The 20,599-nt window shown below is 36.2% G+C and carries 16 protein-coding genes and 2 pseudogenes; 11 read left to right on the top strand and 7 right to left on the bottom strand.

Features of this window, described 5'->3' with window-relative positions:
- The 4 genes and pseudogenes from DV434_RS05460 to DV434_RS05475 form a co-directional block, all read left to right on the top strand.
- Positions 1 to 101: pseudogene (locus DV434_RS05460) on the top strand (IS1595 family transposase); the annotation flags it as partial.
- A gap of 23 nt (positions 102 to 124) precedes the next feature.
- Positions 125 to 2,005 (top strand): annotated as a pseudogene (locus DV434_RS05465) (TonB-dependent receptor domain-containing protein); the annotation flags it as partial.
- A gap of 98 nt (positions 2,006 to 2,103) precedes the next feature.
- Complete coding sequence (locus DV434_RS05470; protein ID WP_118785824.1) at positions 2,104 to 2,922, top strand: Slam-dependent surface lipoprotein; 819 nt, start codon at positions 2,104 to 2,106, stop codon at positions 2,920 to 2,922.
- Between the two features lie 54 nt (positions 2,923 to 2,976).
- Positions 2,977 to 4,416: a porin family protein gene (locus DV434_RS05475; RefSeq protein WP_118785823.1), complete on the top strand. Its 1,440-nt coding sequence runs from the start codon at positions 2,977 to 2,979 to the stop codon at positions 4,414 to 4,416.
- A gap of 44 nt (positions 4,417 to 4,460) precedes the next feature.
- On the opposite strand, the gene DV434_RS05480 is transcribed toward DV434_RS05475, so the two are convergent.
- Genes DV434_RS05480 through DV434_RS05490 form a run of 3 tightly spaced genes read right to left on the bottom strand, consistent with a single transcriptional unit; the run spans position 4,461 to position 7,634 of the window.
- Entirely contained in the window at positions 4,461 to 5,492 is a 1,032-nt protein-coding gene (locus DV434_RS05480) for an adenine-specific methyltransferase EcoRI family protein (protein WP_118785822.1), read from the bottom strand.
- Between the two features lie 13 nt (positions 5,493 to 5,505).
- A complete protein-coding gene (locus DV434_RS05485; RefSeq protein WP_118785821.1) occupies positions 5,506 to 6,339 on the bottom strand; it encodes an EcoRI family type II restriction endonuclease in 834 nt (277 codons plus the stop codon).
- A 32-nt stretch (positions 6,340 to 6,371) separates the two neighbouring features.
- Positions 6,372 to 7,634 (bottom strand): HlyC/CorC family transporter, encoded by a 1,263-nt coding sequence (locus tag DV434_RS05490; RefSeq protein WP_118785820.1) that lies wholly within the window; start codon positions 7,632 to 7,634, stop codon positions 6,372 to 6,374.
- A gap of 280 nt (positions 7,635 to 7,914) precedes the next feature.
- Between DV434_RS05490 and ffh the strand changes: the two genes are divergently transcribed.
- Positions 7,915 to 9,303: a signal recognition particle protein gene (ffh, locus tag DV434_RS05495; protein ID WP_118785819.1), complete on the top strand. Its 1,389-nt coding sequence runs from the start codon at positions 7,915 to 7,917 to the stop codon at positions 9,301 to 9,303.
- 55 nt (positions 9,304 to 9,358) lie between these two features.
- Here ffh and DV434_RS05500 read toward each other — a convergent pair whose 3' ends face one another.
- Positions 9,359 to 10,114 (bottom strand): Nif3-like dinuclear metal center hexameric protein, encoded by a 756-nt coding sequence (locus DV434_RS05500; protein WP_118785818.1) that lies wholly within the window; start codon positions 10,112 to 10,114, stop codon positions 9,359 to 9,361.
- 375 nt (positions 10,115 to 10,489) lie between these two features.
- Between DV434_RS05500 and DV434_RS05505 the strand changes: the two genes are divergently transcribed.
- A complete protein-coding gene (locus tag DV434_RS05505) occupies positions 10,490 to 10,633 on the top strand; it encodes a hypothetical protein (protein WP_005634891.1) in 144 nt (47 codons plus the stop codon).
- Between the two features lie 232 nt (positions 10,634 to 10,865).
- On the opposite strand, the gene DV434_RS05515 is transcribed toward DV434_RS05505, so the two are convergent.
- Both DV434_RS05515 and DV434_RS05520 read right to left on the bottom strand, forming a co-directional pair.
- Positions 10,866 to 11,510: an IS1595 family transposase gene (locus DV434_RS05515; RefSeq protein WP_118786135.1), complete on the bottom strand. Its 645-nt coding sequence runs from the start codon at positions 11,508 to 11,510 to the stop codon at positions 10,866 to 10,868.
- Between the two features lie 27 nt (positions 11,511 to 11,537).
- Entirely contained in the window at positions 11,538 to 11,849 is a 312-nt protein-coding gene (locus DV434_RS05520; RefSeq protein ID WP_118784866.1) for a helix-turn-helix domain-containing protein, read from the bottom strand.
- 220 nt (positions 11,850 to 12,069) lie between these two features.
- On the opposite strand from DV434_RS05520, the gene DV434_RS05525 reads away from it, so the two are divergent.
- Positions 12,070 to 14,907 (top strand): autotransporter outer membrane beta-barrel domain-containing protein, encoded by a 2,838-nt coding sequence (locus tag DV434_RS05525; RefSeq protein WP_118784871.1) that lies wholly within the window; start codon positions 12,070 to 12,072, stop codon positions 14,905 to 14,907.
- Between the two features lie 79 nt (positions 14,908 to 14,986).
- Here DV434_RS05525 and DV434_RS05530 read toward each other — a convergent pair whose 3' ends face one another.
- Positions 14,987 to 16,018 carry a branched-chain amino acid aminotransferase gene (locus DV434_RS05530; protein ID WP_005626306.1) on the bottom strand — a complete coding sequence of 344 codons (1,032 nt, stop codon included), beginning with the start codon at positions 16,016 to 16,018 and terminating at the stop codon, positions 14,987 to 14,989.
- A gap of 474 nt (positions 16,019 to 16,492) precedes the next feature.
- Between DV434_RS05530 and DV434_RS05535 the strand changes: the two genes are divergently transcribed.
- From DV434_RS05535 to sucD, 4 genes are read left to right on the top strand one after another with little or no spacing between them, the layout of a single operon-like run.
- Positions 16,493 to 17,386 carry a transcriptional regulator GcvA gene (locus tag DV434_RS05535; protein ID WP_118784865.1) on the top strand — a complete coding sequence of 298 codons (894 nt, stop codon included), beginning with the start codon at positions 16,493 to 16,495 and terminating at the stop codon, positions 17,384 to 17,386.
- Positions 17,379 to 18,470, top strand: a complete 1,092-nt coding sequence (rlmM, locus tag DV434_RS05540) for a 23S rRNA (cytidine(2498)-2'-O)-methyltransferase RlmM (protein WP_118784864.1) — start codon at positions 17,379 to 17,381, stop codon at positions 18,468 to 18,470. Before DV434_RS05535 ends, rlmM begins: the two co-directional genes overlap by 8 nt.
- 35 nt (positions 18,471 to 18,505) lie before the next feature.
- The gene (sucC, locus tag DV434_RS05545) at positions 18,506 to 19,675 is read left to right on the top strand and encodes an ADP-forming succinate--CoA ligase subunit beta (protein WP_118784863.1); all 1,170 of its coding nucleotides are present in this window, start codon (positions 18,506 to 18,508) and stop codon (positions 19,673 to 19,675) included.
- Complete coding sequence (gene sucD / locus DV434_RS05550) at positions 19,675 to 20,544, top strand: succinate--CoA ligase subunit alpha (protein WP_118784862.1); 870 nt, start codon at positions 19,675 to 19,677, stop codon at positions 20,542 to 20,544. Before sucC ends, sucD begins: the two co-directional genes overlap by 1 nt.
- The last annotated feature ends 55 nt before the right edge of the window (positions 20,545 to 20,599 follow it).

Raw genomic sequence — 20,599 nt, forward strand, 5'->3', positions numbered from 1 at the left:
AGCATTTTGAGCTATATTTAAAGGAATGTGAATGGCGTTTTAACAACAGTGAAATAAAATCTCAAATTTCCATTTTAAAACAATTAGTTAAGGGGATTTAGATCTAGTTATCTAGTACAGCCCCAAATATTTAATAGATAAAGCCGAATATATAAAACAAATGCGTAAAAAATGGAAAGAATACGCTAATTCCAATAATAAAACACCAAATATTAAGGGGGTTTTTGATACCAAAGAAGCGCAAGCACAATGGTCAAAAGATAATCATTATGGTGTTTATGCCAGCAACCGTTTTGAAGTTACTCCAAAATTAAATTTTGATGTAATGAGTAATTACAAATGGGAGAATCTAAATTCTGAAAATGAATTTACCAAAAATACTCCACTTGCAAACGAGGTATGTGGTGGTTGGGTTGGTGGTAGTAAGAAGAACAGTAAAATATATTGCCCTAGTTGGGATTATTATATGAGTGGTGAACGTCATGGCAAACGCAAAGAGTTTAATGTTGGCTTTAATTTCCAATATAGCCCTGTGGATTGGTTAGTGTTAGATGCAGGCGCGAAATATACTCATTATAAATCTCGTGATGATGGATTAAGAAAACAAATTCAAGATAAACAAAGGGAAGAAGTATTTTATCCTGCCGCTTTAGAATTAAGTTATTATGGTTTTGTGAAATTAGACGATGAGATAAGAAAGAGACTAAATACTTATAAAATAGCAAGCAATAAGAAACTAGAATATGAAGATGAATTTGAAGCAAAGAATCCACCACCTGATGATGACAGTGCTTATGACAATTGGCTTAATGAAATGGAAAAATATGTTGATAAAAAATTAGAAAAAGAGAATTTACATAGACCTACAGAAGAAGATTATGCGATCGATAAAGCAGTAAGAAATTCTGAGCCTATATGGAGAAGTATATTCTTTGAGAGAGATGAATATGGAAACTTTAACTTTAATGAATCTGCTATAAACAAGTATTTCCCAAAAGATAAACTTGATGAAGAAATATATAATAAAGATACAGGAAGAATGGAAAAAGTTATAAAAACTATTACTCTTTCATCAGCTTTGGCTAAGAAAAATCCAACACCTGAACAATGGGAAAGAATGAAAAAGGCAAAACGAAGTGCTCATGCTTGGTCACCATCTTTGGGGATAACTATTTTAGTAAAAGATAATATTCGTTTATATGCTCGTTATACTGAGACTAAAAGAATGCCAAGTATTTTTGAAGATACAATTGGCTATTCAATTATAGAACTCCATCCATTCTATAAGCGAAAACCAGAACATAGTAAAAATATTGAAGTAGGTTATGTACAAGATTTACGCAACTTATTATCTAACGCTCGTCGTGCAGATATTCGTTTAAATTATTTTCATAATTTAACTAAAAATGTATTTGATCGAGATATACATTATGAACTAAAACAATTTGACAAACGAATTTTATCTGGGTTGGAATTACAAGCTCGTTATGATCAAGGAAATTTCTTTGCTAATTTAGGTGTAGTTTATAATCTAAAAAATAAATTTTGTGATAAAAACTCTACTATTTTAGATAGAGGAGGTTGGGATTATGACGGACTTACAGGAAAAAGAACTAGAGCATTTCCTGAATGTGTAAATGGTGGTAATAATAATGGATATTTAAAACATACAATTGCACCAAAATATTCTATTACTGCAAATTTAGGTATTCGAGCATTTGATGAGCGCTTAGAATTAGGTACTCGCTGGCTTTATCATTCTCAAGTAAAAGACAGCCGTGCAAAATCATTAAGAGATGCGGGCTTCTTAGGAAGCTCTGAAACCAATCGCTGGAATCCAGTATTAGTGGTTGATGCTTATGCTTCCTATAAAGTAAATGAAAACCTTCAATTAGAATTGGTGGGAACAAATATTACTGATCGTTATTATCTTGATCCACTCACACGTTCTAGTATGCCTGCACCAGGAAGAACGATCAAATTAGGTTTTACCGCAAAATTTTAAATGAAAATAATTATCATATTTATTTTATGATATGATGATTTTGGCTCAAGACGATTAATGTTTTGATTTTATAAACCTTCTATAATAAGGAAATTATTATGAAAAAACTAAGTAAAATTGCAGTAGCAGTAATGGCTTGTGGGGTTGTTGGTTTTACACAAGCGCAGGTAGTGGGAAATGTATCAACTGATACAAATCAAACTCGATATATAAAAATCAAGGCAGGAGAAAAAGATGGAAAGGCTGGCGTTGAAATATATGACAGTAGTATTCCTAATGATCCCGCTGTCTTAAGTAAAACAGCAAATAATAAAGGTCAATCAATGGCTTTAATGGCTGAGCGTGCAGACAAATGGATTTCGCATATTACTGGCGTTGCTAAAAAAGATTCCAATGGCGTAGTTGTGGCAAAATTATACAAAATGCCTAAATTGACTTTAATTATGCCAGATCATACTGGGTTAGGAAGATTGTCCTTTAAACAAGTTGGTAATATGGATACCTACTACGGCGAATGGGAAAATGTGAGTGGCCAAACTACCCAAGAAAAAAATGTCAGTGTTTATTATGTTGGTTCTAATCCGACAAAACGTTTACCAAAAGGTAATGCTGTTTATCAAGTTAAAGGTATTAATCAATATAATGACTTCAATAGGGCACTAATGACAGGTAAATTCAATGTTGATTTTGATGCTGGAACTATTGAGGGTTCTCTATCTAAACCTGATTTAAAACTCTCTATTCAAAGCCAAATCAATAAAAGGGATGCAACCTTTGAGGGAAGTGCTAAAGCTGAAGGAGTAACTGGTAAATCAGAAGGCCGTTTCTACGGTGCTAAAGCTGAAGGCTTGGCAGGTATGGCAACCTTTGCTTCAAAACCTGAATACAACACAGCCTTTGGCGGTACTAAAAATTAAGTTTAATAAACAAAAGGCTTGCGAAAGCAAGCCTTATTGTAAACAGGATGTTTTATGTCGAAATTCTCTTTTATCCTTCTTTTTATTCCTTTCTTGGTACTTGCCGAAAATCAAGAAAAAGATTTTCGCTTACAGCAACAATCTCAATTAAATCAACAACGACAAGAACAACAATTTATTCAACAAGATAAATTCTTTACTACATTAACAATAAACAACCAAGAATTTGAGGTGAGTAATAATATAGAAGAAATAATGACCGCTCTTTTTCTCGCAATTAATCACAAACAAACGAATGATATTCAATATTTATTAATCCGTTATAAACAATTTCCGCAAGCAGAACGAGGAATGATTTTATTTGCAGAAGCGAATATTGCATTTAATCAAGGAAATACCAAAAAAGCCATTCAGCTTTACGAGCAACTTGTTCAACAAGAACCTGATTTCACACGCGGAAAATTAGATTTAGCTAAACTCTATTTTCTAAACTGGCAAAACAATCAATCTAAAATTCTTTTTAATCAGATAGCATTGCCACAACAACCAAATGTAATGGCACGTGTAAACCAATATTTATCACAACTTGATTATCGTCAATCGTGGCAAGGATCTTTTTCTTTTGGCACAATTTATAATTCTAATTTAAATCAATCTGGTAATGAAACTAGTAAAGAAATTGTCGAAAATCCTTATCTTGGTACATTAGAATTTACACGAACTAGACCAACTATTCAAAAAAGCACAGGATTTAGTTATGAAGCGGTATTAAATAAATATACTGAAATATTAAATAATCAAGGTATTATTTTTAAAGGATTAGCTTATGGTGAGTTTTATCCGAAAAAATCAGAATTTACTGAACATAATATTTCACTTGGATTAGGATACCGTTTTAAAGATCAAAAAAATCAATTAGATCTTTACCCTTTAATTGAAAAAACAAGAGCCTATCATCATTGGTATAGCGAAAGAAAAGGGTTTAATATCTCCTATTCAACGATTTTCAATCCGAATTTATACTTTTCTTTGCAAACAGAATATAAATGGGAAAAATATCAAGATCGTAATTTATCTTATCAAGATGGAAAAATTCTCTCTTTCTTTTCTACTTTAGTTTATAGCTTACCAAATGATTGGATTTTATTTGGTGGATTGGATTATGCGAAAAAGTTTTCAACAGAATCAAAAATTGATCAATATGCTAGAAAGGGGTTAAGAATAGGTATTAATAAAAGTTTTGAAAGCGGAATTGATATTACTGCGCAAGGTATTTTTAGAAAAATAGATTATCAAGATTATAATGCACTTTTAGGAAAAACAAGAAAAGACAATGAACAAAAATATCTGTTTACCTTTGCCATTCCTAAATTCAAATTTTACGATATTGTGCCTAGTATCAATTTTATTCATACAAATCATCAGAGTAACGTAGAAATGTTATATCGCTATAAACAGAATGAAGTGGTATTGAAATTTGAAAAAAACTTTTAAAAATAAACCGCACTTAGTAAACTTAAGTGCGGTTTAATTTTCATTTAAAATAAAGGTATCTGATTAAATTTTTGTTCGGTAATTCTGGATAATGATTGAGATTTCTGTACTATATTTGTATTTTTCTTTATTTTTCTCTTAACTAATATTCTAAAATATGGGCATTTACCATTTATAGATAAATCTTTTCCGTTATCTCCTTTTCTAAATTGAATTATCTCAAATTGCTCTGGATTGAATTTATGTAAGAATGTAATAGGAACACCCATATATCCATAATAATCAAAGGGAATATCTTTAGTCTTGTTAATATTTATTGCGTTATAATTATCGTAAAATGGATAGCTCGATTTATTTTTATAATAGCTTTTTACTAATGGAATATCTTCATGACGTTTAAAATTATCTAAATTAGTTAGCCATAAACAATTATTAGGTGAAATAATTTTCTCTCCTTTTTCATTTACTTTTGTTTCTGTGCCATAAAGTTCATAATAATCAGGAACAATAAAGCCAGAAATTCCACGACCTAAATTAATTCCTAGCCAAGCTCTATTATCTTTAATTAGTTTAAAGATTTCTTTATAAGTAATACAATTAATATTTCCTATTACTAAAAACTTTTTATCATAATCTATTAATTGAGAAATGTATTCTCTAAAAAGCGAAAAAGGTGGATTGGTCACAATTATATCGGCTTGTTCTAATAATTCGATATTTTCACTATGTCTGAAATCACCGTTTCCTTTGAAAAAGTTTACATTCCAGTTAGTTAAATCCTCATCAATATTTTCTACACCAGTATATTCATACCAAAATCCAGTGTTTAATTCACTACTATTTGTGTAACTTGAGCAAATAAGTTTCTTAATGCCAAGATGATTAAAATTCAGCCTAAAATATTTAAAAAAATTACTAATCCTAATATCATCACAATTACAAAGAACAATTTTATCTTTAAAATGTTGTTTATAGTGGATTAATTCATTTTCAATATCAATAAGTTGAGTATAAAACTCATCTTTTTTATTGATCTTAGCATTTCTTAGAAATGAGCGATCTACATTTCTTTCCATTCAAATTACCTTGCTACTTATTTGTTAATTGTTCGAATAGATCACAACCTAAGAGTTTTAATGATGTTGTCGCAATATCATACATAATGTCAAACATTTCTACTTTATTCCAAGTGCTTCCATTTCCTTGAGTATAAATAGATGTTGCTTGAAGCATAATTGTTTTGTCTCGATAAGTTAAAAATTTATTTTTGCATAAATTTTTATTGATCTGCATACCATAATTTGCAGCAGTTAGTCTATCTATTCGATTTAAAATACCAGAGTTATATTCTAATTTAATAAATTGTCCATCTGGTCTTTCCACGGTTACATCTTCAGTTAAAAAATTAGAGCCCTCTAAGAATAATATGTAAGGAAAATGAGATTCTTTCAGCATAAAATTAGCAATTTCTGCAATATTTTTATGAGAACGCTCAATAGCATTTCCTGCAGCCATTAAATCTTGATCATTGTTTTTTCCAACAAGTTTTCCTTGGTTTATATTATCAATATCTTTTCCTTGATGTTTTGCTTCTGTAACAAGAACAATTCGCCAATTTTCTAAATCATCTTTTACTTCAATAATTCCTCCATCTGGCTTTATACTAGAGTTTTCAACAAAAAGTGTTTTTCCTAATTCATTATCTAACGCATTTAAATACTGGTTTATTTCTACTTTAGAAATACTAGTTCTATATCTAAAAACCAGATTTGGATAATTTTGCTCTAATTTTTGTTTAACAAGTTGAGCAATTTCACTTACTGTTTTATCGTGAAGTTTAGCTTCGTCACCAAATATACCAACAACACCTTTTGATAACTTATGTTGTTCGGTTAGCCGTGATGATTGATTCTTTTTTGCCATAGCCTTTATTCTCTTAATATTTAGATTGAAAATTATAACTTCACTACTTTAGCTTGTTTAATCATATTATCGCCCACTTCAAGAATGGTAATTTGCAAGCCATCAATTTCGCAAACCGTGCCTTCATCGGGAATTTCTTCTAAGTGTTCGAGAATTAAACCATTAAATGTACGGGCATCTTCTGTATCCAATTCCCAGTTAAACATTTTGTTGAGATCGCGTAGGTTGGCAGAGCCATCAATAATCATGGAACCATCAGATTGTTGCGTTACTTCCTCGTCAATACTCGGAGCGGTGGAAGTGGTAAAATCACCAACGATTTCTTCCAAAATATCTTCCAACGTCACAAGTCCTTTAATATCGCCATATTCATCCACCACTAAGCCAATGCGTTCTTTATTTGCACGGAAATTCGCAAGTTGAGTTTTTAATGGCGTACTTTCAGGAATGAAATACACTTCATCCGCGGCACGAATTAAGGTTTCTTTGGTAAATTCATTTTTTTCAAGCAGTAAGCGGAATGCTTCACGCACGCGCAAAATGCCAAGCACTTGTTCATCAAGGCTGCCTTTGTAAAGCACCACGCGGTTATGTGCCGCATGATTGAGCTGGCGCATAATGGCTTTCCAATCATCATCAATATCAATGCCGCCAATTTCGTTACGTGGAACCATAATGTCATCAACGGTGACGGTTTCCATATCTAAAATAGACAGCAACATTTGTGGATGTTGTTCATCAGGTGTGGCTTCGCCCGCTTCTGATACGATACTACGAAGTTCTTCACGGCTAATTACTTGTTTTTGCATATCGGGTTTTAATCCCACCAAATGCATTAATGATTTGGTAAAAATATTCATCAACCAAACTAACGGATAGAAGATTTTAAGTAATACCGTCAAAACATGGCTGGAAATGAAACCGACTTTTTCCGCGTGCATCGCTGCCACCGTTTTAGGAAAAATTTCAGAAAAGACAAGCATGACGAAAGTGAGCAAACCCGTTGCAATCGCCACGCCGGCATCGCCATATAAACGCATACCAATCATGGTCGCAATCGCCGATGCGCTGATATTCACAAGGTTATTAAAAATAAGAATAAAGCTTAACAAGGTATCTGGCTTTTCGAGCAGTTTTTCTGCTTTTTGTGCGCCTTTATTGCCTTGTTCAGATAGAAAACGAAGACGATATTTATTGAGAGAGAGTAGTCCGGTTTCTGATCCGGAAAAATAGGCAGATAACACTAAACAGATAATGAGAATAATAAATAAAGTACTAAGGGGAATACTGTCCAAGGGAAAATCCTTTTGTTCGTTAATCAACAAAAAGTGCGGTCATTTTTCACCGCACTTTTTACCTGTTATTTGATTTTGCTAAATCAAATGGCTACTCAAATAGCCAAGAGTGGGCAGAATGATACCTGAAATTGGCTAAATAATCATTCTTTTTCCTTATCTCCTATGCTTTCTTCATGAAATCGCCTACTCAAAAAGCCATTTTCATTTGAAATGATGAAAAACGCCTAAATTTCGGTATAATCAGTGCAATTTTTTAAGAAAAACAGGATTGTTAGCCATGTTTGAGAATTTATCGGATCGCCTTTCCAAAACTTTACGTAATATCACAGGAAAAGGCCGTTTAACGGAAGATAATATTAAAGAAACCTTGCGCGAAGTGCGTATGGCATTACTTGAAGCAGATGTTGCCTTGCCTGTGGTGCGTGAATTTATCGCAAAAGTAAAAGAAAGCGCGCTTGGGGAAGAAGTCAATAAAAGCTTAACGCCGGGGCAAGAGTTCTTAAAAATCGTTCAGCGTGAGCTTGAAAAAGCCATGGGCGAAGCGAATGAGAGTTTAAACCTTGCAATCCAACCACCAGCGGTTATCTTAATGGCGGGTTTACAAGGTGCGGGTAAAACTACCAGCGTGGGGAAATTGGCAAAATTCTTGCGTGAACGCCATAAAAAGAAAGTGTTAGTGGTTTCTGCCGACGTATATCGCCCAGCTGCGATTAAGCAACTTGAAACCTTGGCTCAATCCGTTGGCGTGGATTTTTTTCCATCGGATGTTAAACAAAATCCGGTTGATATTGCTAAAGCGGCACTTGCTGATGCAAAACTGAAATTCTACGATGTGTTGATTGTGGATACGGCGGGTCGCTTGCACGTTGATACAGAAATGATGGACGAAATTAAGCAAGTCCATGCAGCATTAAATCCAATCGAAACCCTTTTCACCGTAGATGCGATGACTGGTCAAGATGCGGCCAATACGGCAAAAGCCTTTAATGAAGCATTGCCGCTTACAGGGGTTATTTTGACGAAAGTGGACGGTGATGCGCGCGGTGGTGCAGCGTTATCGATTCGCCAAATCACAGGTAAACCAATCAAATTCTTGGGTGTGGGTGAGAAAACAGAAGCACTTGAGCCTTTCCATCCCGATCGTGTCGCTTCCCGTATTTTGGGCATGGGCGATGTACTTTCCCTTATCGAAGATCTTGAACGTTCTGTTGACCGTGAAAAAGCAGAAAAAATGGCACAGAAATTCAAGAAAGGCGATGATTTCACTTTAGATGATTTCCGCGAGCAGCTTATTGAAATGAAAAAAATGGGCGGAATGATGTCTATGCTTGAGAAATTACCGGGTGCCAAAAATTTGCCTGATCATGTTAAAAATCAAGTAGATGACAAAATGTTTATCAAAATGGAAGCGATCATTAACTCCATGACCCTAAAAGAACGTGCAAACCCAGATATTATCAAAGGATCTCGCCGTCGTCGTATTGCATTAGGTTCTGGCACTCAAGTGCAAGATGTTAATAAATTACTTAAACAATTCGATGAAATGCAACGCATGATGAAGAAAATGCGTAAAGGAGGCATGGCTAAAATGATGCGTGGAATGCAAGGCTTAATGGGCGGTGGCTTAGGCGGGCTTGGCGGTTTAGGCGGAATGTTTAAACGATAATTTCAGAAGATAAAAGTGCGGTAAAAAAGAAATATTTTTACCGCACTTTTGTATTTTACGCTGGATTATCTATATCTTTAAATTCTACATCAAAGCCATATTCTTTCGCCAACCATTCGCCTAATGCCTTGATGCCATATCGTTCAGTTGCGTGATGGCCTGCAGAGAAGAAATGTAATCCTTGCTCACGGGCAGAATGGATCGTTTGTTCTGACACTTCACCAGTAATAAATGCGTCGCAGCCTTGTTCTGCCGCAAGATCAATATAACCTTGTCCGCCACCGGTGCAGATACCAATTTTTCGGATTAAGTGCGGTCCGTTTTCAATGCAAATTAACGGTTTTCGATTTAACACTTTTTCTATTTTTTCTGCAAAGTCTTTACCTGTCATCGGTTCTTTTAATTCGCCCCAAACAGGAATACTCACAGCGCCTTTTTCTAATGGTTTTAAATTTTCAATGTCGAGCAGTTTGGCTAATTGCGCATTGTTGCCTAATTCTGGGTGCACATCTAATGGCAAATGATAGCCATATAAATTAATGTCGTTCACTAAAAGGGCTTTAATTCGCTTGCCTTTCATTCCTCGGATACAAGGGTTTTCACTTTTCCAAAAATAGCCATGATGAACCAAAATCGCATCGGTGTTTTGACTGATTGCGTAATCAATTAGAGCCTGACTCGCCGTTACGCCAGTAATGATTTTTTTGATTTCTGTTTTACCTTCGACTTGTAAGCCGTTGGGCGCATAGTCATTGATTTTATCAGAAGAAAGTTTTTGATTAATGAGTTGTTCAAGTTCGAGATTATTCATAATGGATCGTTGATTGGAAAAAGTTGAGATATGGTACAAAATTCCAAAAAAAATGGCTAGTGCGAAGGAGTGGGGGAATGCACTAGCCAAGTTTCATTACTATTAAATTACTATCTAGTATCTAAAACAGGATTCATTATATACATAAATTTATAGCGATCAAGAGAAAATAAGAAATTTTTTATTTAATTTAAAGTGCGGTTTAAATTTCTTACGTTTTTTAATAGTTCAATAAGTCAAATTTGTCAGCAAAGAAGGGAAGCTTGGCTTTGGTGAGGGGTGTTAATGATGGCAAGGAAAGCAAAATATTTCGTTGGGATGTGTCGTCGTTGTGCTACAATTCGCACGTTTTTAATTTAGCAAAAAGGCTTACTTATGAAAAAATGGTTGTTGATTATCGCAGGCGCATTGATTATTTCAGCTTGTGCGAATAAAGATGTGTATTTTAACGGCGCAGAAGGTTCTCATTCAGGTGTTAAATTTGATAAAGATTCTCGCCAATGGGGACTAAATCAATAAAAAGTGCGGTTATAAAGAAGCCTATTTTACATTGTAGATAGGCTTTTATTATTTAGATTTTTTAGTTTTCGCACTTATTGCGGCTATCAATAAAATTTCATAATTTTATTTTGATTTTAATAGCTCAATAATCTCTTTTAATGCCTTAATTTCATCGTCTTTTTGAGCTAATAAGGTATCTTTCATTGCCAGTAAACTATTTAATTTTTGGGGCTGTACTAGATAACTAGATCTAAATCCCCTTAACTAATTGTTTTAAAATGGAAATTTGAGATTTTATTTCACTGTTGTTAAAACGCCATTCACATTCCTTTAAATATAGCTCAAAATGCTCTTTGGGAATGCCATTAAACTTCCGTAAGTGGCGTTTTGCTTGATTCCAAAAATTCTCAATTCCGTTTATGTGGTTGTGATTTTCAGCAAAATGCGTGCTGTGATTGATGCGAAAATGGCTAAATTCACTGACATCAAGCACATCATAACTACGAAAGGTATCCGTGTACACAATGCTATCAGGCTTAACTTTCTCTCGGATAATTGGCAATAATGTCGCTGATTGCGCATTAGGGACAACGACGGTATAAACCTTGCCATTTCGTTTGAGAAGCCCGAATACTGCGACTTTTCCCACAGCACCACGACCACGTTTGCCTTTTCGAGTACCGCCGAAATAGCTTTCATCGGCTTCAATCTCGCCTTCAAACATTTCCAAATGGGGGCTTGTTTGATAGATGAGTAAGCGTAATCGATGAAAGTAATAAGCGGCTGTATTTTTGTTTACATTAACCAATGCACTGGCTGTTCTTGCTGTGACACCTGCGACAAACAGTTCAATGAGTTTATTTTGTTTATGCTGACTTAAGCGACTTTTTCTCATTGGTTTATTCTAACCTAAATGGGATTTTTAGTCGTTATCTAGTACAGCCCCTAATTTTTTATTTTCTGCTGCAAGAATATTACTTACACCAAAATAACTATTATTATTTGTGTGATCACCAATACTAAAGAAAAATGATTTATCTTGGGCAGTAATCAACTCGCCCATATCAATATTAAACACATTCGCAATTTGCTGTAATTTATCTAAATTAATGCTGCTTTGTCCACGCTCAATTTTGGCATATCCATTCGGTGACATTGAAAGCTTCTCCGCCATTTCTTCTTGCGACCATTGATTGATTTCTCTCATTACGCGAATTTTATCGTGGACTTTCATTTTATTTCCTTAAAGTGCGGTTTTACATATTGTTAGGTTAGTTTTTAATATTACTTGTTTGTGGTAAAAATTTCCTTGAAGTATATCATTCAGACAATTTTTATCCAAAATTTTATGGAGTCTTTGATGGTTAATAATCAGGGTAAGGTAATTCTATTCCACCTGAAAAAATTTCATCTTTAAGTAAAAAATAATGAAACATTGTAAAAATTCTCTTCTTATGAGAAATCGAAAAATCTTATTTATTCTTTTAATTCCTTTAGTTGCACAAGGAAAAGTCATTGAAGAGTCGGGCTATACCTTAGTACATTCACAAACAGGGGATACAATAGAATATACCTACGATGCCGCTACCAAAGACAAACCCTTAAATTCCCTCATCATTGCCGCCAACGGCGGTACGAACAACATTACGATAAAAGGCAAATTGGCAGACGGCTCTGCCGATGCCTCGCCGACGATTGACAATAATTCTGCTGTAAGAACAATAAACAAAAATGGTTATCAGTACGATACAAACAAAGAAGCCAATTATCCGGGCGGCGCGGTGATGTTGGCGGATCAAAGCTATGAGGGCAAAAATAACGTTACTTTTGAAAACGTAACCATAGCCGCCCATAATGAGCCCGCCGGCATTTTGTCTCGTGCCCATATCACCACTAACCGCAAAGGTTTGGCACCGGCGACGCTTACCTTTAAAGGGCGCAATACCATCAGTGTAGACGGGGACGGCTACCCTAGTAACGACGGTATCGTATTGATTAATAAAACTGAAAAAGTGGGGGAATATCGCATTATTTCCGAAGAAGGCTCGACGCTGAATATCAACACCAAATTAAGACAAGGTAGAGGACAAGGCATTACCGTCAACCACTATGGAGAAGACAACCCCAATCCTAATTCTCCAAGCATTACCACGATGGAATTCAAGGGCGATGTCAACATTAAAATCGATAGGAACGGACAGGACGAGGCGGAAAGCAACGGTTTTGGTTTCTATTCAACCCCAAGGAACGGCAAGATTCCGGAAGGCTCCAAAATGGAAGCGATTTTCCGTGGAAACGTCGATATCGAGGCAACGCCGGTTTATGACGGGCAAGGCAGGCCCAAAAGCATAGGCAGCGCGTTTCAGATTGATGGGAGAAACAGCAAGGTCGAGGTTGTCGGCGGGGAAGACAAGGTTGTCAAAATCAAAGGCGATATTTTCGCCTACAACGGCGGCAGCGTGAGCGTAAACCTCGCCAACAAAGATTCTTATTTTGAAGGGGAAGCCCATATCGGGAAAAGGAGCTTTGCCAAAGGGAAAGATATGTTCCGCTTAACAACCGTGGATGCGGAAGGGAATGTACTGCCCACGGAAAAAAGTATCGACAGTACAAGGAAAAGTCTAGTTCGCAAACAGGAAAGATTGCCCAAGCTGGATGAAGACTTGGCTAAACTCAAGGAAGAATTGGCCAAACTCAATGAAAATGGCTCACAAGAAAAAGAAAAAAAAGAAAAACAAATAAAAGCAAAAGAGAGATTAAAAGAAAACCTAATAAAACAGATTGCGAGAGACGAAGAAAAAATCAAAGAATATGAAAATTTCTTCGATGAAAACGGTTGGATTAAAGACAGCGCGATCGACGACAAGACAAACAACACCGTCAACCTCAAAATAAGCAACGGCGCGCGCTGGAAGGTGACCAATGATTCGATGCTGAAAGAGTTGGATTTGTCGGAAGGCGCGCAGGTCGAATTTAGCGACAGCAATAAATTCGTCAAAGTGTCTGTGAGCAAGCTTAAGGGCGATGGGGGCGTTTTGACGATGTACGGCGACATCGTCAAAGGCGAATCGGACAGGCTGGTTACCCGAAAAGGCAGCGAAGGGACGCATATTATTGAATATGAAGATAAAGATAAAGATAAAGCGACTGCGAAAACAACAGGAAAGGAATACCTTAAACTTGTTGAAAATAGAGGCGATGAAAAAGATAACAAAGCGATTTATAAACTGAATGTCCGCTGTATCGAACAAGGGGCTTACTGTTTTTCCATAGGCGAATCTACAGATTCTAAAATAGTCGATATTAAGGCTGACAATAAATACGATTTCTATCTTTATCCAGCCACTTTGAGTTCATGGGCTCAGGCTGCAGTGGTGTTGAATGATTTAATCTATCAATCTAATTTAACTTTAACTGAAAGTTTACATCAACGTTTGGGAGAGGTTCATTTCAATAAAGAGATTGTTAAACAACAAAATGTTTGGGTTAAATCTCTTGGTGGCGAATATGTCGGAACAGAAACTGTGAAAGTGAGAGGATACACAAATCGTTATCGTGGATTAAAAGCAGGTTATGATTGGATTAAAGCAAGAGGAAATTGGATTAATTACAACGGGCTCTCATTTGGATACATCAATTCAACTGCACGATTGAACACATTTGGTGGAAAAATTCATATTTATGGTAAAGAGTTAGGTTTATATTCTGCTTGGCTAAACAAAGAAAACGATCTGTATTTGGATTTTTGGGCAAAAGCTATTAGATATCGTGGTGGCTATAATGTAATTAATTATTCAAATAAAGACATTACATCTCCAAACATCATGGCGTCTACATACATTTTTTCTTCTGAAATGGGGAAACGTTTTAACCTAAGCCAAAATGCTGAACGTGTTATTTATTTCCAACCAGAAGCACAATTAAGTTATCACGCTACGAATGGCTATTCATTTAAAACCTCACATGATGCAAGCGTTAAAACAGAAAGAATGCGTAGTTTAGTGGGGAGAATTGGTTTTCGTGCGGGGATAGATTATTTCAAAGAAAAAAATCTACATCCTTATGTCAAGCTAATGTATGAAAGAGAATTTTTAGGTGAAATGCAACACACATTTAATGAAGTTGCAGTTGAGAGATTCAGTAATAAAGGGAGTTGGTGGGTTTATGGTTTTGGGCTCTCTTATATGAATAAAGCGAAAAATACGCAACTCTATTTCGAGGCACAACGTTCTTCAACGCATAACTTTAAACAAAATTGGCAAGCTCATCTTGGTGTAAGATACTTGTTCTAATTAATGTTTCATATTTACGTTCCATAAAAATAGAGCGATAACTTTTAGGAGAGTTATCGCTTTTTTATTTCAGGAAAAATTATTCTACTTTCACAATCCAGCCTTCAGGTGCTTCGACATCACCGAATTGGATGCCTGTGAGTTCTTCATAAAGGCGACGTGTTACTGGGCCAACTTCAGTTTCAGAATAGAATACATGGAATTTGCCTTTATGTTGGATTCCACCAACAGGAGAAATGACCGCTGCAGTACCACAAGCGCCAGCTTCAGCAAATTGATCTAGCTGATCGATATAAACATCGCCTTCAATTGCTTCCATACCTAAACGCTCTTTTGCGATATGTAAAAGAGAGTATTTGGTGATACTTGGTAAAATAGATTCTGATTTTGGTGTGATGAATTTATTGTCTTTTGTGATCCCAAAGAAGTTTGCCGCACCGACTTCTTCAATTTTAGTGTGAGTTTTTGGATCTAAATAAATAGCATCAGCAAATTTACGTTCTGGCGTACCTTGTTCTGCCGCTAATACATGTGGCAGAAGGCTTGCAGCGTAGTTACCCCCCACTTTTACGCCACCGGTTCCCATTGGTGCTGCTCGATCGTATTCGGTGGTAATAAAGTTAGATGGTGTTAAACCACCTTTGAAATAGGCACCCACTGGGCAGCAGAATACAGAGAAAATAAATTCTGGCGCAGCTTTCACACCGATATTTTCACCCACACCAATTAAAAATGGACGTAAGTATAAGGTTGCGCCAGAGCCGTAAGGTCCGACCCATTCTTCGTTCGCTTTCACCACTTCTTTACATGCACGGATAAATAATTCAGTGGGCACTTGTGGCATAAGTAAACGATCTGAAGTATGTTGCATGCGTTTTGCATTTTCTTGTGGACGGAATAAGTTGATTGAGCCGTCTTTGCAACGATAAGCTTTTAAGCCTTCAAAGCATTGTTGACCGTAGTGAAGTGCGGTAGAACCTTCGTGAATATGTAAGGTATTGTCTGTGGTGAGTTTGCCTTCGTCCCATTTACCATCTTTCCAGTGTGCGATGAAACGGTAATCTGTTTTAATATAACTAAAACCAAGGTTATTCCAGTCTAAATCTTTCATTTTACTTCCTTAATATTATTTTTTGAATGAAATGCCGTTTAATCTACACTATTCCAGAAGTGATTTAAATAATAAATTCTCGAAATTATGCAATTTTTATCCAATTAAAAAGGAATAATGAAATTTTGGAAACAGGGCAGGAAATAAAGATATAGTTATGCTAAAATCGGGATGAAAAAAACGCCACTCAATGAGAGCAGCGTTTAACCAAATTGGTTTAATAATATACAGGAAGTAAATGAGTAACATATTTGTTACTCAAGTTCGGTTACCCGAACTATATGCAAACACAACATCATACTTAAGTCCGAAACTCATTAACTAGTAAGGAATTACCAATCATTAAGTATGGCGATATTTTAAGAAAAAGGGTTAGAAAGGACAAATGACGTTTTTTTATTTGAGGTATTAGAAAAACTAATCCGAATTAAATCTTGTCTATTATAGACGAAAATTTTATAAATGGAAATACTTATGTATAAACGTTTGCCACCATTGAATTCACTAAAATCTTTTGAGTCAGCTGCTCGCCATTTAAGTTTTACTAAAGCGGCAGATGAGCTTTGTGTCACACAAGCGGCAGTTAGTCATCAAATTAAATTATTAGAAGAGTTCTTAGGAATTGGATTATTTAAGCGAATGAATCGTTCTTTAGAATTAACAGAGCTTGGAAAAGCATATTTTGTTGATATTAATAAAATTCTGCGTCGCTTAAATGAAGCAACAGAGCGATTATTAACGTTAAAAACGGATCCGCATTTAAATATTAGCGTGCCACAAACTTTTGGTATCCAATGGTTAGTGCCACATTTAAGTGAATTTAATCAGCTTTATTCGCAAATTGAGGTGCGTTTAACGGGCGTGGATCAAGATGAAGGCTTGTTAAATAAAGAAATTGATCTTGCTATTTATTATGGTTTGGGAAATTGGCAGAATCTTCAAGTAGATCGCCTTGGCGAAGAAAATTTATTGATTTTAGTCTCACCTGAATTGCTAGCCGAAAATCCAATTATTCAGCCTGAAGATTTAAAAAAACACACATTAATTCACATTCATACACGTGATAATTGGCAAGCGATGGCAAATCATTTACAGTTAGATGATTTAAATATTCAGCAAGGGCCGTTATTTAGCCATACATTTATGGCGTTACAGGCAGCAATTCATGGGCAAGGTATTGTATTAGCGAATCGCTTATTAGCTTTACAAGAAATTGAAAATGGCTCATTAAAAGTGGTGTTGCCAACCAATTTACCTGATCCAAAATCATTTTATGTGGTCAATCATCTTGATCGCCTAGATGACCAAAAAATTCAAGCATTCCGTCAGTGGATTATTAACTCAATTAAACAAGAAGAAAATGAATAAACTCGCATTATATTGTCGCCCAGGTTTTGAGAAAGAAGTCGCCGCAGAGATCACTGATCAAGCAAGTAATTTAGGTGTATTTGGTTTTGCACGAGTACAAGATAATTCGGGCTATGTGATTTTTGAATGTTATCAACCTGATGAGGCAGATCGCCTTGCCCGAGACATTCCTTTTAACCGTTTGATTTTTGCTCGTCAGATGATAGTTATTTCCGATTTATTGGAGGATTTAGATCCTGCTGATCGTATTAGCCCCATCGTGGCGGCGTTTGAAGAATTATCACAACAAGTTAATTTTGCTCAATCTAGCGAGCTTTTTGTCGAAACTGCAGACACAAATGAAGCGAAAGAGCTTTCCACTTTTTGTCGTAAATTTACCGTGCCTTTACGTCAGGCATTGAAAAAACAAGGCTGGCTTTCTGCAAAAGCGACTCAAAAGAGCGGTCAATTTTTACATTGTTTTTTTGTAAAACCGAATTGCTGCTATGTGGGATATTCTTATGTAGATAATCATTCCCCCCATTTTATGGGAATCCCTCGTTTAAAATTTCCGGCAGATGCGCCGAGTCGATCTACGTTAAAACTAGAAGAAGCTATTTTGACTTTTATTCCGCGTAAAGAAGAGAATAAACGTTTAAATGAAAATATGATTGGCGTTGATTTAGGGGCTTGCCCTGGTGGTTGGACGTATCAATTAGTCAAACGTGGTTTATTTGTTTATGCAGTTGATCACGGAAAAATGGCGGCGAGTTTGCATGATACGGGTCGCATTGAACATTGCGCGGAAGATGGTTTTAAATTTCAGCCTCCCAAAAGGAAAAAAGTGGATTGGTTAGTCTGTGATATGGTGGAACAACCAAGCCGTATTTCGTTATTGATTGGCAAATGGTTGTTGAATGGTTGGTGCCGAGAAACCATCTTCAATTTAAAATTACCCATGAAAAAACGTTATCAAGAAGTGATATTATGTTTAGAAAACTTGGCTGTTATGTTGGCGGAGCAGAATTTTAATTTTGATATTCAAGCAAAGCATTTATATCACGATCGTGAAGAAATTACGGTACATATAGCATTAAAATCTTGAGTGAATTGTTTTCATAACCAAAAAGGACGTCGCGAATGAATTTACACGAATACCAAGCAAAACAACTATTTGAGCATTATGGATTACCCGTAAAAAATGGGGCGGTCTGTCAATCTATTGATGAAGTAGATTTGGTACTGGCTCAACTTTCAGGCGATAAGTGGGCGGCGAAATGCCAAGTTCATGCTGGTGGGCGTGGTAAAGCAGGTGGCGTTAAATTAGTGCACGATGTAAAGGAAGCAAGCTCTTTTGCAGAAAAATGGCTAGGGCAACGTTTAGTCACTTTTCAAACGGATAAATCGGGTCAGCCAGTAAACCAGATTTATTTTGAAGAAACTTGCGATATTGATAAAGAATTTTATTTAAGTGCGGTTGTTGATCGCGCCTCTCAAAAAGTGGTGTTTATTGCTTCTCCTGCTGGTGGAATGAATATTGAAGAAGTTGCGCAAAATTCACCGCACTTACTCCATAAAGTCACTATTGATCCTTTATTTGGAGGATTGCCTTATCAAGGCCGTGAATTAGCGTTTAAATTAGGGTTAAGTGGTACGCAAAACAAACAGTTTACTGATATCTTTATGGGATTATCTCGGTTGTTTCTAGAAAAAGATTTATCTTTAGTGGAAGTCAATCCACTTGTTCTCACTAAACAAGGCAATTTGGTTTGTCTCGATGCCAAAATATCTGTTGATGATAACGCTTTATTTCGCCATAAAGATCTCTTTGCACTGCAAGATTTAACTCAAAATGATGCCCGTGAAGCAGAAGCTGAAAAATTCCAGTTAAACTATGTGGCTTTAGAGGGCGATATTGGTTGTATGGTAAATGGGGCTGGGCTGGCAATGGGAACGATGGATATTGTGAAACTCTATGGTGGGAAGCCTGCGAATTTTCTTGATGTTGGTGGTGGTGCAACGAAAGAGCGGGTTGCTGAAGCATTCAAAATCATTTTAACCGATCCTTCTGTGAAGGTGATTTTAGTGAATATTTTTGGTGGCATTGTTCGTTGTGATTTGATTGCTGAAGGCGTGATTGCTGCCGTAAATGAAGTGGGCGTGAGAGTGCCTGTGGTTGTGCGATTAGAAGGAACGAATGCTGAAATCGGTCGCCAAATTTTAGCGGAAAGCGACGTTAATATTCTTACCGCACACAGTTTACAACAAGCCGCAGAATTAGCCGTGAATGCAGCAAAAGGAGAACACTAATGGCGATTTTAATTGATAAAAATACCAAAGTGATTTGCCAAGGTTTTACTGGTGGACAAGGGACTTTTCATTCTGAACAAGCATTAGCCTACGGAACGCAATTAGTCGGTGGCGTATCACCAAATAAAGGTGGAACTACCCATCTTGGTTTGCCTGTATTTAATACGGTTCGTGAAGCTGTCGAAAATACGGGGGCAACAGCGACAGTCATTTATGTGCCAGCACCATTTTGTAAAGATGCCATAATTGAAGCTATTGATGCAGGGATTAAGTTAATTGTCTGCATTACTGAGGGCATCCCTACATTGGATATGCTTAAGGTGAAACAAAAATTAAATGAAACAGGCGTTGTGATGATTGGACCAAATTGCCCAGGAGTGATTACGCCTGATGAATGTAAAATCGGCATTATGCCTGCTCACATACATAAAAAAGGCAAAGTGGGGATTGTTTCTCGTTCTGGTACGTTAACGTATGAAGCGGTAAAACAAACTACAGATGAAGGCTTTGGGCAATCTACTTGTGTGGGTATCGGTGGCGATCCTATTCCAGGTTCTAGTTTTATTGATATTCTTGAAAGATTTCAACAAGATCCCGAAACAGAAGCCATTGTGATGATTGGCGAGATCGGCGGTTCCGCAGAGGAAGAAGCGGCAACCTTCATTAAAGATAAGGTCACTAAACCAGTGGTAGCTTATATTGCTGGGATTACTGCGCCAAAAGGCAAACGGATGGGGCATGCAGGTGCCATTATTAGTGGTGGGAAAGGTACTGCCGCAGAAAAAATTGCAGCGCTTGAGTCCGCAGGAGTGACCTGTGTAAAAAGTCTCGCTGAAATTGGTGCAGCCTTGAGAAAGGTATTAAAATAATTTTAGAAAATTAACCGCACTTTGGTTTGACAAGGCGTAGATTGACTCTCTACGC

The sequence above is a fragment of the Haemophilus haemolyticus genome (assembly GCF_003493685.1).
GTDB lineage: Bacteria > Pseudomonadota > Gammaproteobacteria > Enterobacterales > Pasteurellaceae > Haemophilus > Haemophilus haemolyticus_O.

Coding starts and splice junctions, on each gene's coding strand:
- DV434_RS05505 (WP_005634891.1), top strand. CDS start 10,490: ATGAAAAAATGGTTGTTGATTATCGCAGGCGCATTGATTATTTCAGCT.
- DV434_RS05470 (WP_118785824.1), top strand. CDS start 2,104: ATGAAAAAACTAAGTAAAATTGCAGTAGCAGTAATGGCTTGTGGGGTT.
- rlmM (WP_118784864.1), top strand. CDS start 17,379: ATGAATAAACTCGCATTATATTGTCGCCCAGGTTTTGAGAAAGAAGTC.
- ffh (WP_118785819.1), top strand. CDS start 7,915: ATGTTTGAGAATTTATCGGATCGCCTTTCCAAAACTTTACGTAATATC.
- DV434_RS05520 (WP_118784866.1), bottom strand. CDS start 11,849: ATGAAAGTCCACGATAAAATTCGCGTAATGAGAGAAATCAATCAATGG.
- DV434_RS05485 (WP_118785821.1), bottom strand. CDS start 6,339: ATGGCAAAAAAGAATCAATCATCACGGCTAACCGAACAACATAAGTTA.
- sucD (WP_118784862.1), top strand. CDS start 19,675: ATGGCGATTTTAATTGATAAAAATACCAAAGTGATTTGCCAAGGTTTT.
- DV434_RS05475 (WP_118785823.1), top strand. CDS start 2,977: ATGTCGAAATTCTCTTTTATCCTTCTTTTTATTCCTTTCTTGGTACTT.
- DV434_RS05525 (WP_118784871.1), top strand. CDS start 12,070: ATGAGAAATCGAAAAATCTTATTTATTCTTTTAATTCCTTTAGTTGCA.
- DV434_RS05515 (WP_118786135.1), bottom strand. CDS start 11,510: ATGAGAAAAAGTCGCTTAAGTCAGCATAAACAAAATAAACTCATTGAA.
- DV434_RS05530 (WP_005626306.1), bottom strand. CDS start 16,018: ATGAAAGATTTAGACTGGAATAACCTTGGTTTTAGTTATATTAAAACA.
- DV434_RS05480 (WP_118785822.1), bottom strand. CDS start 5,492: ATGGAAAGAAATGTAGATCGCTCATTTCTAAGAAATGCTAAGATCAAT.
- sucC (WP_118784863.1), top strand. CDS start 18,506: ATGAATTTACACGAATACCAAGCAAAACAACTATTTGAGCATTATGGA.
- DV434_RS05535 (WP_118784865.1), top strand. CDS start 16,493: ATGTATAAACGTTTGCCACCATTGAATTCACTAAAATCTTTTGAGTCA.
- DV434_RS05500 (WP_118785818.1), bottom strand. CDS start 10,114: ATGAATAATCTCGAACTTGAACAACTCATTAATCAAAAACTTTCTTCT.